The following is a 13786-nucleotide window of genomic DNA, read 5'->3' as shown; positions in this document are numbered from 1 at the left end:
CGCCCGTGGCGCGTTCGCCCGCGCCACGCCGACACTCTGGTGACGCTCCGACACCTGGCACCACTATGGCATCAGCAAAAGCCGGCGCCGCCAAAAATGAAAACTCACAAATGCGGCGGCCAGCGGAAAACCCACTCAAGAAAGCCGCCCTGCTCCAAGGGTTCGACCACCGACCTGTCCATGCCGATGACAGGCGAGCATCCAAGCTCCCAGGCGCACCCCGCGCCTGGGCCATCGCCCCGGACACCGGGGCCGGACGAGAGGACCATCCGTGAGGGACCTGTACGGCCAGCCGCTCCATGACGCGCCGTTCACCAGAATGTGCGGCGGCAACCAGCAGGAGGAGGAAGGCGAGTCCTGCATCCTGATCGCCCCCATCCCAAGCGTGACGGACGCGTTCGCGCTGCGTGACTCGAAGAACCCGGCCGCCGGAACGCTCCGCTTCTCCGGTGCCGAGCTACGCGCGGCCGGACTGGCCACCACCTAGCGCCGAGCTTCACGCGGTCAGGCCGGCCGCCATCCAGACACGGCCAAGACGGCGGCCCCTGCCTGATCGAAGCAAGCAGGGGCCGCACCTCACGAACTCTACGGGAGCACCCTGGCCATGCACTGGCACGCCTATCAGTGGACCGGCAACGGCGCCGATCGCGGCAACGAGGCCGAGCGCCGGCCGACCTCGCCCGACTTCTCCGGCTCGGCGCTGCCGCCGATGCGCACCGGCGACTGGCTGCTCAAGTCGGCGTCGCGAAGTTCCGGCAGGTACGACGAGGCGAAAGCGGCGGCCGACTGGATGGCGACCGAGTTCGGCAAGATCGACGGCATGCTGCTCCAGCGGGGCCGGCGCGTCGTCACCCTGGAGGAGCGGATCGCGGGCGCGCTCGACCTGTTGCCGCGCGGAGTGGACGTGCAGTGGGGCGACTGGCTGCGGGGCGGGCGGTTCGCCACGATCGGCATGATCTGTTGTCCGAACCGGCACGTCACGCACCCTTGCCCGCTCCGGCGACGCGCCGAGGCCGGCATCACATGAGCACGACTGTCCGAGTACGCCCTCAGGACATCATTGCCACGATCGTCTTGATGGATGTGAGGGTGCGGAGAGAGGCGCTCTCCAGAAGCGTTGCCGCAATGATCCGCCATGACCTGCAGTTGATTCTGCGCACGTCCTCAAGCTGGAGGGAGGTTCGTGCTCGCGGGAGTCAGGTGGGCATGCCTTTGGGAGGGACATCGGGCGCCGTGAAGGCGCGCAGGCCGTCGGCGATCTCATTCACTTCGGTGAGCTTGCCGGACGCTACGGCGATCACCAGGTCATAGGCGACATCGTCGTCAGCCGGATCGAGCTCGACGCCGTTCTTCGCGAGGAACACATAGGTCGCCAGCCAGCCCGCCCGCTTGTTGCCATCGACGAAAGGGTGATTGGTGACGATCGAGTGGAGCAGCGCCGCGGCCTTGCCGAGCAGGTCAGGGTAGGCGTCCTGACCGAAGAGGGATGTCTGCGGCCGCATGAGTGCCGCTTCCAGCATCCCGAGATCGCGCACCTGGATGGGGCCGCCCACGGCGATGCGGGCGATGCGCAATCCCTGTTCAAGGGTGAGATGACGGGTCACTCGCCCAACCGCCGCAACAGGTCAGCGAAGCGCTGGGCCCCTTTCTCCGCGAGCGTGTCGGTGAGTTCGTCGTCGGTGACATGCTCGATGTAGTAATCGATCGCGTGCAGAACCAGTTGCTGCATGCTGCGCCCCTCGAACTCGGCGCGCTTGCGGAGGACCTCGGTCTGCTCGTCGGTCAAGCGAAGGGTCATAGCCATACCCCTCATGGTAGGCGGAGGGTGGTATCACGGCGATACCAGCACGGTCAGTTTAGCGTCTACTACTCTCCGCATACGCCGAACGCGGCATCTGTTCAGGCGCCTCCCGAAGGGCGTTGGCGGGCACTGGAAGGCCAGACTTCCATGTCCCCTCTGGCTGGCCCCGTTTCCGCACGTTGAGTCAAGTGAAGATCGTTGAGGTTGCCGTGGCGATCGTCGCACGGCATGACCTGGGCTCGTGAGACAGCGTGCACAGTGGGGCCAAGCGCCGAAGATCACTTACCTGCGGAAACGGGCTAACCGGGTGAGCCTGCCCGGTGTATGTCGTGTCGCGGGGCGAGCCCGTTAAGCAGCGCGTCCAGGGCGAAGTCGAAGCGATCTTGATGGTCGGCGGGAGTGCCGAGCCCGGCCGCGACCGCCTCGGCCAGTACAGGCATCCCATCGAGGTCCATGTCGGGATTGTCCGGGCTGTCGGGCCCCGCCTCGGCCAGCGTGTGGCCGATGGCGAACGTGGCGACCGCCGTGATCACGTGCAGCGCCTCCGAAGCGGTGAATCCCGCCTCAGTCAGCGCCCGCGCGGCCCGCTCCACCATGCGCAGGCTGCCGGGCGTCGCCACCGGCCGGATCGCCACGACCGGCATCAGCTCAGGATGCCTGAGCAGCTGGTCACGAACGGAGACCGCGAACGCCCGCACCCACGCTCGCCACTCACCGGCCGGCTCCACGGCGATCCGCGAGAACACCAGCTCGACCAGGCCGTCGAGCAACGCGTCCTTGTTCGGGACGTAGTAGTAGAGCGTCATCGCCTCGACGCCCACCTCCTTGCCGAGCCTGCGCATGGACAGCGCCCGCAGGCCCTCTCGGTCGACGAGCCCCAGCGCCGCCGCCAGCACTCTCTCCCTCGACAACCGCTCTTTCATACAGCGTAAGATACCCGTATCTTACAGCGTAAGAGAGGGAGTGAAAATGATCAGGGAGTTCTTCGCGGCCGTCAACGAGCGCCGCCTGGCCGATCTGGGCGACTACCTGGCCGCCGACGTGATCGACCACAACAAGATCATCTTTGGTGAGCCGGACGAGCCGGGCGCGGCCTTCGAGGGGATCCAGATGCAGCTCGACGCGTTCGACCCGTTCCACCTCGAGGTCGAGGAGGTCGTGCGCGAAGGGGACAAGGCGGTGGCCCGCCTGACCATGTCGGGAACCCACAGCGGCGCACATCCCCGCATGCCGGTTCCGACGCACAGGAGCTTCCAGAACGAGGCGATCTTCCTGTTCACCCTGCGCGAGGGGAAGATCGCCGAGATCCGCGCGGTCAGCGACCGGCTGGGCCTGTTCCTGCAACTGGGCTGGGACTGGCCGGAGAGCGACTGACACCGCGCCACCGCCGCACACGGCGCCCGGTCAAGCGTCGAGGAAGTTCCTGATGGCGGCGGCTAACGTCGCGGTCGCCTCCAGCGGGGCGAAATGGCCGCCCCCGCAGAACTGCTCGAAGCGGTGACACACCAGCGGAGCGGATGAGGACAACCGGCCGGCCATCAGCACCTCGACCGCCTGACCATGGGTCAGCGCCGCGACATCGACCAACTCCCGGATCCGTAACCGCGAGCAGGACCGCGCGATGACGATCACCACAGCGGCCCGCCGATCTTCGAACAACCTCACGTGCGTGCGGAAGACGAGACCGGCTGCGCTTATGTGCCGCCGGTCCTGGCTCAGGCGCCTCACCGCGGACATCGCTTGCGGTTGATCGAACTCGCTCCGGCCAAGGAGACCGCCTGCGTTCGGGAGGGCGCCCGAGCGGAGCGAGGACCATGCTTTTGTGGGGGTGTGGGGGGCGCTGAGCCCCCCACTGGGCGCAGCCCGGAGCCCCATAGCGCGAAGCGCCCCAAAGGCGCAGGCCCGAGCTTGTGAAGGTGGGGCCCGGGGTTGTCAGGCGGAGAGGCGCTTGAGGCGGGTGACGGCCTCGTCGATGACCTCGTCCTTCTTGCAGAAGGCGAACCGGACGAAGTGCGTGCCACGCTCCGGATGCTCGTAGAACACCTGTGTGGGAATGGCGACGACCCCCGCCAGCTCGGGCAGCCGCCGGGCCAGGTCCATGCCGTCGGTGAAGCCCAGCGGCCGGATGTCGGTCTGGACGAAGTACGTGCCCGACGGCCGCAGGACCTCGAAGCCGGCCGCCGCCAGGCCCTCCATCAGGCGGTCGCGTTTGTCCTGGAGGCCGGATCGGAGGGCGGCGACCCATTCCAGCTCCTGCCGCAGCCCGTACGCGACCGCGAGCTGCCAGGGCGCGCTGGCGGTGTAGGTGAGGAACTGTTTGACCGTGTTGACGGCTCTGACCAGGGGGGCGGGGGCGCAGACCCAGCCGGTCTTCCAGCCGGTGACGGAGAACGTCTTGCCGGCCGAGGAGATCATCACGGTGCGTTCGCGCATGCCGGGCAGCGTGGCGAGCGGGATGTGCTCGACGCCGTCGAACGTCAGGTGCTCGTACACCTCGTCGGTGATGGCGATCAGCCCGGCCTCCTGGCAGAGGCCGGCGATGGCGGTGAGCTCGGCGCGGGTGAACACGGTGCCGGTCGGGTTGTGCGGGGAGTTGACGAGGATCGCCTTGGTGCGGGGGGTGACGGCAGCGCGCAGTTCGTCGGGGTCGAAGGTGAAGCGGCCGTCCACGGGCCGCATGGTGACGGCGGTGAGGCGGGCGCCGGCCAGGGCGATGGAGGCGGCGTAGGAGTCGTAGTAGGGCTCGAACGCGATCACCTCGTCGCCCGGCTCGCACAGCGCCAGGACGGTGGCCGCGATGGCCTCGGTGGCGCCGACGGTGACGAGGATCTCGCCGTCGGCGGCGTAGGTGAGCCCGTAGTGGGCGAGGCGGTGCTCGGAGACGGCCTGCCGCAGCTCCAGTGTGCCCGGGCCGGGCGGGTACTGGTTCAGGCCCGAGCCGATGGCCTGGACGGCGCGGTCGAGCATGGCGGCCGGGCCGTCGGTGTCGGGGAAGCCTTGGCCGAGGTTGATCGAGCCGGTCTGCGCGGCCAGCGCGCTCATCTCGGCGAAGATGGTGGTGCCGAAGGCGCGCATCCGGGATACCAGTGGTTCCGTCACAGGTCCACACTATTAGTCTCGTCCCCGTGATCACTCGGGTCCTGCTGGCGTTCGTCCTCCTGACACCTCCCGCCCTCGCGGACCAGGCTCCCGGCACGGTGGAGCAGGCTCCCTGCCCCGTGGTGATGCCCGCGCGCACCACCTGCGGCTTCCTGGTGGTTCCCGAGCGCAGGGACGCGCCGGGCGGCAGGAGCATCAAGGTCGGGTACGCGGTCCACGCCTCGGCCGCCAGGGACCGCAAGTCTGACCCGGTCGTCTACATGAGCGGCGGCCCGGGCTCGGCGTCGATGCAGCTCACGGGGTTCCTGAGCCAGATGTTCCCGGACAGGGACGTGGTGGCCGTGGAGCAGCGCGGCAGCAAGTACTCGGAGCCGACGCTGGGCTGCCCGGAGACGGCCGAGGCCATGCTGAACAGGCTGCGCGAGCCGTCAGCGGAGGTGGGCACGGAAGAGGTGGGCACGGAAGAGGTGGGCACGGCGGCGGCGAGGTGCGCGGAGCGCCTGCGGCAGCAGGGGGTGGACCTACGCGGCTACAACACCAAGGAGATCGCCGCCGACGTGGCCGAGCTGCGCGGGACGCTCGGGTACGCGGCCTGGAACCTGTTCGGGGTGAGCTACTCGACGCGGGTCATGGCGGACGTGGCCGCCGCCGACCCGGCGGGCACGCGTTCGCTGGTGCTCGACTCGTACCTGCCCGAGAGCGTGAGCTGGTACGACGACGCCGACCGGAACCTGGCCGGCACCGTGGCCGCGCTGGGCGTCGGCGACCGGTTCGAGGCGATGGTGCGCAGGCTGGACGCGGCCCCGGCGCGGGCGCCGGTCACCGACCCGTTACGGGGTGAGGTGTTCACGGCGCGGCTGACCGGCGGCGACGTGGCGACGATCCTGGCGGAGGCGCTGCAGGAGTCGGACGTGACGGCCGTGGCGCCGGCCATGATCGACGCGCTGGGCGGGGGCGGCGACGAGCTGTTGCGCCCGCTGGCGGACGCGGTGGGCGGGGCGCTGGTGTCGCACGAGTTCGGGCTGTACCACGCGGTGCAGTGCCAGGACGAGGTCCCGTTCAACAAATTCCCCACAAAATCACGACTTTTCACCGTAAATGGGGACAAGGCGGTGTGTGATGCCTGGAAGCTCCCTCGATCCAAACCCGTGAACGCCCTCCCCAAGGCCCCAGCCCTCGTACTCGGCGGCCAGTACGACCCGACGACCCCGCCCAGGACCAGCCGCCCCGCCGCCGCGAAGCTGCCGGACGCCCGTTTCGTCGAGATCCCCGGCGCCGGGCACGCGGTGTTCCTGGCCGACGCCTGCGCCCGCCGCCACATCGTCGCCTTCGTCGAGAACCCGGCGGCGGACCTCAAGGGGAACCCGGCCCCCTGCACGACACCCCCGTACCCCCGCCTGAACCCCGGCGACCTGCACGTCAGCGCCGCCCCGTACCGGATCTCGCTCTCCCCCTGGCCGGCAGTCCCGTTCGCCCTGTTCGCGCTGGTCTCGCTGGTCCAGCTCGTGGGGTACGCGTGGAGGGGCCGGGCGGTGGCGGCGTTCGCGGGGCTGGCGGGGGTGGCGTTCACCGGGCTGGCCGGCTCGGCCGTGTGGAACCTGATCGGCCGCAACGAGAGCGCGCTTGCCGTCGGGCTGCCCGCGTCCGTCGTACCGTACACATGGGTGGCGGCCGGCTCGGCGGCGCTGACGCTGACCGCACTCGTGATCAAAAGGGAATGGCAGCTGTTGATCGCCGCCGTCACGGCGGCCGTATTCCTCGTATGGTGGTTCGCCTGGGTCCTGTGACGACGACACGCATCAGAGAGCTGGACGCCCTGCGCGGCTTCGCGGTGGGCGGCATCATGGTGGTCAACACCTGGCAGCACGCGGTACAGGACCTGACGGGCCCGCGCAACGGGCTCGACTGGACCATCGAGGCGCTGTTCCAGAGCCGCTTCTACCCGATCTTCTCGCTGCTGTTCGGCATGGGGTTCGTGCTGTTCATGCGGCGGGCCGGGCGCTGGGTGCTGCTCCGGCGGCTGCTCTGGCTGCTCTGCTTCGGGCTGCTCCAGCACGTGTTCTACCAGGGCGAGGTGCTGACGGGCTACGCGGTGTGGGGGGCGCTGGTGCTGCTGCCGGCCTCGTTCCTGACCGGCGGGATACCGCTGGGGATCCTGGGGGTGGCCGCGGTCGTCTGGGCGACGTCCGTGGGCGCGGGGCCGATCCTCATCCCGGCGCTGTTCCTGCTCGGCATGGCGATCATGGAGCTGCGGCCGTCCAGGAGCCTGCTGGTGCCGGTGTTCGCCGTGAGCGCGCTGGCCACCACGCTGCTCACCGGGGCCTGGGCCAGCACCGGCGACTGGACCGTCTACAGCGTCGCCGCCCTCACCGGCGCCACCGCGTACTGCACCGGGCTGCTGCTGGCGCTGCGGCCGTGGCTGTCGGCCGCGCTGGAGCCCCTGGGACGGATGGCGCTGACCAACTACGTCACCGGAACGTTCGTGATCTTCCTGGCGGGCGGCTGGCTGCACGCGGACCCGACGCGGTGGTCGGTCCTGGCGATCGCGCTGGGGACGCTGGTGGTGCAGGTGCCGTTCAGCATGTGGTGGCTGTCCAGGTACAGGTACGGCCCGCTTGAATGGATATGGCGGAGCCTGACCTGGTTTCGACGGGTGCCCAACCGGTTAGAGTCGGGCCGTGACCAGAATCGCCCTCTGCCAGATCCCGGTGTCTCCTGACCCGTCCGCCAACCTCAAGAGGGTCCGCGAGGCGCTCGCCCGGGCGGAGGGCGCCGACCTGGCGATCTTCCCCGAGGCGACGCTCACCCGCTACGGCCGGCGCATCACCGAGCTGGCCGAGCCGCTGGACGGGCCGTTCGTGACCGGGGTGGCGCGGGCGGCCCGGGAACACGGGCTGGCGGTGATCGCCGGGGTGTTCGAGCCGGGCGAGCCGGGCGAGGGACGGGTGCACAACACCGCCGTCGCCGTGGACGCCCAGGGGGAGATCAGGGCCGCGTACCGGAAGATCCACCTGTTCGACTCGTTCGGCGCGAAGGAGTCCGAGCTGGTCGCGCCGGGCGGCGAGCCCACCGTCGTCGAGCTGGCGGGGGTCCGGGTCGGGCTGGTCACCTGTTACGACGTCCGCTTCCCCGAGCTGACCCGGGCGCTGGTGGACAAGGGGGCCGAGCTGTTCGCGGTGATCGCCGCGTGGGGTTCGGGCCCGCTCAAGGAGGATCACTGGGTCACCCTCGTCCGCGCGCGGGCCCTGGAGAACACCACCTGGACCGCGGCCGTGGGCCAGGCCCCCAATCCGGCCGAGTCGAGCGACGGGTTCGGGGTGGGCCGCAGCATGCTGGTCGACCCGCTCGGAGTGGTCCGCGCCGACCTGGGCACGGCGCCGGGCGTACAGGTCGTGGAGGTGGACGCCGAGGCCACCGCCGCGGCCAGAGCCGCCCTGCCATGCCTTGAACATCGCATACTCGGGGTCAACCGATCGTAAAATGGAATCGTGAGCAGAACGCAGATGCAGAAGGTCGTCCCACCGCGTCTGCTCGTGCCGTACCTATCAGGCAAACGCACCGTGATCTCCGGTTACGTCTACCGCCTGCAGGACTGCGCGCGGCTGACGACGCCCAGGCAGCTCTATCTCGGGCTCGACCTGTCGTTCGAGGGGTCGGAGCTGTCGGCCGACGTGCCCGAGCTGTACGTCATGCGCTGGTACGCGCGCGACGTCGACACCTACGCCGTCCCGTACGGGCCCCACATGGGCGGTGACTGGAGTGACGCCCCGCCGTTCGCCGGCAACGGGTTCACCACGTCGCGCGAGCACGTGGTGCCGCAGTTCCACACCACCCCGATGCCCATCCCGGCGGGAGCGCAGATCGTGCACGTCACGCGCGAGGAGGAGCGCCCGTTCGCCGACTACGACGGGCTCACCTGGCGGCCCGCCGCATGAGCGACGCCGACATCACCCCCGTCGCCTCCGGCTTCGTCGCCCGCTTCGGCGAGCGTACGCTGCCGGCCGCGCTCGGCCCCGACACCGACCAGGTCGTGCTGTTCAGCGAGGAGAAGCTGGAGGGGTTCGAGGCCGGCTCCGGCTACTGGCGCCGCACCGTGGGCCGGGCCGACCTCGAATGGCTGGTGCTGATCCGCACCGTGGGCGCGTTCGGCGGCGAGCCCTGCATCGTGCTCGACGAGGACGACGACGGCCTGCACATCGCCTACACCGGCCACAGCGGGATGAAGGCCGAGGCGCTGGGCTACTGGATGGTCGACCACGGCGCGTACGAGGTCGTGGTGCCGCGCGAGGAGGTCTTCTCCATCCGCGTCGAACGGATCCCGGTCCCCTGAGACCGGCAGGGGGCCGGTGATCGCGGGACGCGGCCCGTCCCGCGATCGGCGTCAGTCGGTGTGCGTCTTCCCGGCGGGGGTCTTCACGACCTCCGCGCCGTCGCCGTTGTGCTCGTGCCCGTCGAGCGTGATCTTCTCGCCGCCGTAGGCGCGGCTCATCGCCGCCCTGAGCCGCCCGATCGGGCCCCGGGCCCCCTGGGGCGGGATCCCGTCGCCGTCATGGCCGGACGGGATCGTCGGGACGGCCGACTTGCCGCGCAGCTGCGCCTCGATGTCGTCCGCGAGCGGCGCGTGGACCTCGACGAACTCGCCGTGCGACAGCCGTTTGACGACCCCCGACTCGACCCCGTGACCGATGACGCCGGCGTCGGCGCGCTGCAGGCCCAGGCAGATCCGGTAGGTGACCAGGTAGGCCAGCGCCGGCCCCACGAAGATCAGCACCCGGCCGATGTACGTCGTCCAGTTGAGGCTGATGTGGAAGTTGGCGGCGATCAGGTCGTTGGCCCCCAGCAGCCACAGGATGCCGTAGAACGTGAGGGCCGCCATGCCGATCGAGGTGCGGTGCGGGTTGTTGCGCGGCCGGTCGGCGATGTGGTGCTCGCGCCGGTCGCCGGTGATCCATCTCTCCAGGAACGGGTAGAGCGCCAGGCCGGTGATGATCAGCCCCAGCGGCACGAGCGCGGGGATGAGCACGCTCATCGGCAGCGTGCCCGCGTTGGCGGTGCCGAACAGGTTGATCTCCCAGTGCGGCATGAGCCGCAGCGAGCCCTCCAGGAACCCCATGTACCAGTCGGGCTGGGACCCGGCGGAGATGTCGGCCGGCGAGTAGGGGCCGAACAGCCAGATGGGGTTGATCTGCGCGAACGTCGCGAGCCCGACCGTCACCGCGCCGGTGAAGAACAGGTACGCGCTCGACTTGGCGATGAAGGCCGGCAGCAGCGGCGCGCCCACCACGTTCTTCTCGGTGCGTCCCTTGCCCGGCATCTGCGTGTGCTTCTGCACCCACATCAGGATGAGGTGCGCGGTGATCAGCGCCAGCAGGATGCCCGGGATCAGCAGGATGTGCAGCGAGTAGAAGCGCGGGATGACCATGTCGCCGGGATACTCGCCGCCGAAGAGGAAGAACGACAGGTACGTGCCGACGAGCGGGATCGACACCAGCACGCCCTGGGTGATGCGCAGCCCCGCGCCGGACAGCAGGTCGTCGGGCAGCGAGTAGCCGGTCAGTCCCTCGAACAGCGACAGCGCGAACAGGGCGATGCCGATCAGCCAGTTCAGCTCGCGCGGCTTGCGGTAGGCCCCGGTGAAGAACACGCGCAGCATGTGCACCACGAGGCCGGCGGTGAACAGCAGGGCGGCGTAGTGGTGGATCTGCCGGATCAGTAGCCCGCCGCGCACGTCGAAGCTGATCTCCAGCGACGAGGCGTACGCCCGGGACACGTCCACGCCCCTGAGCGGGGCGTACGCGCCGTTGTAGACGACCTCCTCCATGCTGGGCTCGTACCAGAAGGTGAGGAACGTCCCGGTCAGCAGCAGGATGATGAACGAGTAGAGCGCGATCTCACCGAGCAGGAACGACCAGTGGTCCGGGAAGATCTTGCGCAGGTTGCGCTTGAGGAAGTTGCCCGCCCCGAGGCGTTCGTCGAGGTAGTTGCTGGGCCTGGCGATGAATGTCGGTGTTCTGTCCACGTGCGGCTCCCAAGGGGCGGGGTCCTCGTTCCGGCCGCCTTACCCGACGCTGCCCGGCCCGGCGTGCGGGAATGTCCACGCGCAGGTCCAGGGTCGGCAATGATTGCGCCTGGTCAGCCGCCCGCCGAGGAGGAGAGCGGTCCTGCGTGCACGCCCTTTCCCCGGCCCGCTGTCAGAACGGATCCGGTCCGCGGGTCAACCGGCACCCGATTCGCGTGTCCTTGTAGACGTGATCTCCGCGACCATGGCGCAGCCCTCCTTCTCCGAGCTGTTCGCCGCCCAATATCAGCCCCTGGTACGGCTGGCGGGGCTCCTGGGCGCCGACGACCCCGAGGACATCGCCCAGGAGGCGTTCGCCCGGCTGCACATCCGGCGGCTGCGCGACGACGGCGCGGCCGTCGCGTACCTGCGCAGGACCGTCTGCAACCTCACCCGCAACCGGCTGCGCCACCTGAGGCTGGTCCGGCTGCGCCCGCCGGACCCGCCGGAGCCCGAGCGCAGCAGCGAGCACGCGGTGATCGTCGCCGAGGAGCACCGCGAGCTGCTGGCGGCGCTGGACCGCCTGCCGCGCCGCCAGCGGGAGGCACTGGTGCTGCGCTACTGGCTGGACCTGTCGGAGCGGGAGATCGCCGAGGTGATGGGCGTGTCCACCGGCTCGGTCAAGACGCACGCCAGCAGGGCCCTGGCCGCCCTGGGCAAGGCGCTGAAGGAGGAGGACGCGTGAGTGATCTCGAAGCGCGTTTGCGCGCCGCGCTCCACGCCAAGGCCGAGACGTTCGAGGCCGCGCCGGACGCGTGGCTGGCCGTCCAGCGCCGCACGCCCTCGCCGCCGCCCCGGGGCCGCTGGCTGGCGGCCGCGCTGCCCATCGCGCTGATCGCCGTCTTCGTCCCGATCCTGCTCAACGGCGGCCTGGGCCGTAACAGCGCGAACGACCCGTCCGAGCTGTACCGGTCGCTCATGCGGGAGCTGACGCCGGCGGGCCAGGAGGTGGTGTTCGACGATCCGGCGACGGGCAGGCCGGTGCGGCTGTGGTTCGCGCGGACCGAGGTCGGCGCCCCGGAACTGTGCAAGATCATCGAGCCGGTGGACGGCGACCCGTACGGGTGGTGCGGCGACCTGCGCTTCGAGGAGGGCAGAGCGGTCATGGGGGTGTACGACGGCACCACCCGCACCGACTCGCCCGGCCCCTACGTGGACTACGGCGTGGCCACGAACGACGTGGTCGAGGTCACGGCCGTGCTGGAGGACGGCCGCCGCGTGGAGGCGACCCAGCACAGGTCCGACGACGCGCCGCTGATGATCTGGACCCTGCCGCTGTCGGCCGGGCAGCGGGTCTCCAAGGTGCAGGTCACCGACGCCAAGGGCAGACAGGGCCCGGACGCCTCGCCCTACTTCCGGCAGCAGAGCCACCGGGAGACGCCCATCGGCCAGTCGCTGAGGCTGCCCGGCGGGGTCACCGTGCGGCCGTACGAGGACAAGGTCCAGGGCCGCAAGCTGTACTGGTTCCGCGGCGGCGAGGAGGTCGGCTTGGTCAATCTCGAAGGGAAGAACGCCAATCCGCCCGGCGCGAGCTGGTCGGAGAACGGCCTGATCTACGCGGCCCGGCCGAAGGACACCGCCAGGATCGAGGTCGTGTTCGGCGCCGAGGCGCCCATCACGCTGACAGGCAGCGAGGATCCCTGGAACCTCGGCCTCAACCTGTTCACCGCCGCCCGCTCGCGGCTGCCCGACTGGCGTCTGGGCAGCACGACCACGGGGTACGACGCCGCCGGCAAGCAGGTGTGGCGCACGAGCGTGCCGCCGTACAAGAAGAAGGAGGAGGTCGAGGAGCGGCGGATCGGCGAGACCATGACCGTGCCCGGCACCGAGGACTTCACCGACGGACCTGTGCGCCTCTTCTTCGGCGAGCGGCCCGCCCTGGGCCGGCCGCCGGAGGACGGGGTGAAGGAGGTGATGCTGTGCGCCGAGGGCGGCGCGAACAGCAACGGACGGCAGGAGGACAAGCTGAGCGCGACCTGCGGCCAACTCCACTCGCCCATGGGCGGTTTCACGAGGAGGGAGGTGCAGTCGTTCCTGCCGCTGCCCGGCAACGTGGTCGCCTTCGGCGTGGCGGACGACGACTGGCTCTCCGTGGACGCCGTCCTCGACGACGGGACCCGTGTCCACGGCACCGTCACGCGCGGCAAGGACACGCCCCGGCCCGTCTGGTGGGTGAAGTACCCGCGCACCCTCGACGGAGCCGTGCTCGCCTTCAAGCTACGGGGCAAGCGGATCGAGCAGGTCCAGCGGACGAACATGTGGTGCTGGGAGGCGAAGAAGCCCGTCGCCGCCGGTCAGCCGTTCGGCGGCGGGCTCGTCGCCAACATGCACGACGGCACCTGCCTGAAGTGGTGGCAGGACGGCAAGGAGCAACCAGGCTCCTTCCAGCCCGCTCCCGGCGGGAAGCTGAGCGACCTGATCGCGGCCGGGGAGCGCCCGTTGAGGTGGTCGGCCGGCCGCGAGAGGTGGTACGGCTTCGCCCTGCCCGGCACGGCCAGGGTCGAGTTCACCCGCCGGGACGGCGGCGCGATCTCCACGGAGACGACGGTGGACGATCCCTGGAGCCAGGGCGTGCGGCTGTTCGAGGGGCCGCTGCCCAAGGCCGTCGCCAAGCAGGGGCTGTTCTGGCCGGGCATCCGCTTCACCGGCTACGCCGCCGACGGCCGGGTGCTGTGGACGTACGAGCCGAAGGGAAGGGACGACTAGGGCCTGTTTCAGAAGTGGATCATTTCGGTGATCCACTTCTGGGATGATCTTTGGGTGAGTCGTGGTGATCTGTCTTCCGCTGAGTGGGCGGTGCTGGAGCCGTTGTTGCCGGTCGGCAAGAA

The 13786-nt window shown here is 69.9% G+C and carries 16 protein-coding genes; 10 read left to right on the top strand and 6 right to left on the bottom strand.

All coding sequences use genetic code 11. From position 1 onward, the window contains the following. Positions 1-271 precede the first annotated feature (271 nt). Both KME77_RS11835 and KME77_RS11830 read left to right on the top strand, forming a co-directional pair. A complete protein-coding gene (locus KME77_RS11835) occupies positions 272-487 on the top strand; it encodes a DUF397 domain-containing protein (protein ID WP_308250670.1) in 216 nt (71 codons plus the stop codon). A 117-nt stretch (positions 488-604) separates the two neighbouring features. Further along, a complete protein-coding gene (locus tag KME77_RS11830) occupies positions 605-1027 on the top strand; it encodes a hypothetical protein (protein ID WP_219465733.1) in 423 nt (140 codons plus the stop codon). Positions 1028-1196: 169 nt separating this feature from the next. On the opposite strand, the gene KME77_RS11825 is transcribed toward KME77_RS11830, so the two are convergent. The 3 genes from KME77_RS11825 to KME77_RS11815 all read right to left on the bottom strand — a co-directional run bounded on the left by KME77_RS11825 (position 1197) and on the right by KME77_RS11815 (position 2724). Then, entirely contained in the window at positions 1197-1604 is a 408-nt protein-coding gene (locus KME77_RS11825; RefSeq protein ID WP_219465730.1) for a type II toxin-antitoxin system death-on-curing family toxin, read from the bottom strand. Beyond that, positions 1601-1786 (bottom strand): CopG family transcriptional regulator, encoded by a 186-nt coding sequence (locus tag KME77_RS11820; protein WP_246609604.1) that lies wholly within the window; start codon positions 1784-1786, stop codon positions 1601-1603. The genes KME77_RS11825 and KME77_RS11820 overlap by 4 nt, the downstream gene beginning before the upstream one ends. A gap of 314 nt (positions 1787-2100) precedes the next feature. After that, positions 2101-2724: a TetR/AcrR family transcriptional regulator C-terminal domain-containing protein gene (locus tag KME77_RS11815; RefSeq protein ID WP_219465727.1), complete on the bottom strand. Its 624-nt coding sequence runs from the start codon at positions 2722-2724 to the stop codon at positions 2101-2103. Positions 2725-2770: 46 nt separating this feature from the next. On the opposite strand from KME77_RS11815, the gene KME77_RS11810 reads away from it, so the two are divergent. Then, positions 2771-3175, top strand: coding sequence for an ester cyclase (locus tag KME77_RS11810; protein WP_219465723.1), 405 nt, complete (start codon positions 2771-2773; stop codon positions 3173-3175). A 30-nt stretch (positions 3176-3205) separates the two neighbouring features. Here the strand turns inward: KME77_RS11810 and KME77_RS11805 are convergent, their stop codons facing one another. Next, a complete protein-coding gene (locus tag KME77_RS11805; protein ID WP_219465721.1) occupies positions 3206-3436 on the bottom strand; it encodes a hypothetical protein in 231 nt (76 codons plus the stop codon). A 297-nt stretch (positions 3437-3733) separates the two neighbouring features. Then, on the bottom strand, positions 3734-4900 hold the full coding sequence (locus KME77_RS11800) for a pyridoxal phosphate-dependent aminotransferase (RefSeq protein ID WP_219465717.1): 1167 nt from the start codon (positions 4898-4900) through the stop codon (positions 3734-3736). A 26-nt stretch (positions 4901-4926) separates the two neighbouring features. Between KME77_RS11800 and KME77_RS11795 the strand changes: the two genes are divergently transcribed. Genes KME77_RS11795 through KME77_RS11775 form a run of 5 tightly spaced genes read left to right on the top strand, consistent with a single transcriptional unit; the run spans position 4927 to position 9230 of the window. Next, positions 4927-6687 (top strand): alpha/beta fold hydrolase, encoded by a 1761-nt coding sequence (locus tag KME77_RS11795; RefSeq protein WP_219465714.1) that lies wholly within the window; start codon positions 4927-4929, stop codon positions 6685-6687. Continuing rightward, a complete protein-coding gene (locus tag KME77_RS30260) occupies positions 6684-7619 on the top strand; it encodes a DUF418 domain-containing protein (protein ID WP_219465711.1) in 936 nt (311 codons plus the stop codon). The genes KME77_RS11795 and KME77_RS30260 overlap by 4 nt, the downstream gene beginning before the upstream one ends. Then, a complete protein-coding gene (locus KME77_RS11785) occupies positions 7579-8379 on the top strand; it encodes a carbon-nitrogen hydrolase family protein (RefSeq protein ID WP_219465708.1) in 801 nt (266 codons plus the stop codon). The genes KME77_RS30260 and KME77_RS11785 overlap by 41 nt, the downstream gene beginning before the upstream one ends. 9 nt (positions 8380-8388) lie before the next feature. After that, positions 8389-8835, top strand: coding sequence for a hypothetical protein (locus KME77_RS11780; protein WP_308250669.1), 447 nt, complete (start codon positions 8389-8391; stop codon positions 8833-8835). Then, the gene (locus KME77_RS11775; protein WP_219465706.1) at positions 8832-9230 is read left to right on the top strand and encodes a UCP033725 family protein; all 399 of its coding nucleotides are present in this window, start codon (positions 8832-8834) and stop codon (positions 9228-9230) included. The genes KME77_RS11780 and KME77_RS11775 overlap by 4 nt, the downstream gene beginning before the upstream one ends. Before the next feature lie 51 nt (positions 9231-9281). Here the strand turns inward: KME77_RS11775 and qcrB are convergent, their stop codons facing one another. Next, positions 9282-10919, bottom strand: a complete 1638-nt coding sequence (qcrB, locus tag KME77_RS11770; protein ID WP_219465704.1) for a cytochrome bc1 complex cytochrome b subunit — start codon at positions 10917-10919, stop codon at positions 9282-9284. Positions 10920-11148: 229 nt separating this feature from the next. Between qcrB and KME77_RS11765 the strand changes: the two genes are divergently transcribed. Continuing rightward, entirely contained in the window at positions 11149-11643 is a 495-nt protein-coding gene (locus KME77_RS11765; RefSeq protein WP_308250668.1) for a sigma-70 family RNA polymerase sigma factor, read from the top strand. Further along, on the top strand, positions 11640-13664 hold the full coding sequence (locus KME77_RS11760) for a hypothetical protein (protein WP_219465702.1): 2025 nt from the start codon (positions 11640-11642) through the stop codon (positions 13662-13664). Before KME77_RS11765 ends, KME77_RS11760 begins: the two co-directional genes overlap by 4 nt. Positions 13665-13786 lie beyond the last annotated feature (122 nt).

Source organism: Nonomuraea rhizosphaerae, from assembly GCF_019396405.1.
Classification (GTDB): domain Bacteria; phylum Actinomycetota; class Actinomycetes; order Streptosporangiales; family Streptosporangiaceae; genus Nonomuraea; species Nonomuraea rhizosphaerae.
The sequence above is the reverse complement of the archived record's forward strand: the minus strand, read 5'-3'. Positions and strand labels throughout refer to the sequence as shown.

What these genes read in the sequence shown, in the direction of transcription:
- KME77_RS11830 (WP_219465733.1), top strand. Translation starts at nt 605, where the DNA reads ATGCACTGGCACGCCTATCAGTGGACCGGCAACGGCGCCGATCGCGGC.
- KME77_RS11815 (WP_219465727.1), bottom strand. Translation starts at nt 2,724, where the DNA reads ATGAAAGAGCGGTTGTCGAGGGAGAGAGTGCTGGCGGCGGCGCTGGGG.
- KME77_RS11810 (WP_219465723.1), top strand. Translation starts at nt 2,771, where the DNA reads ATGATCAGGGAGTTCTTCGCGGCCGTCAACGAGCGCCGCCTGGCCGAT.
- KME77_RS11775 (WP_219465706.1), top strand. Translation starts at nt 8,832, where the DNA reads ATGAGCGACGCCGACATCACCCCCGTCGCCTCCGGCTTCGTCGCCCGC.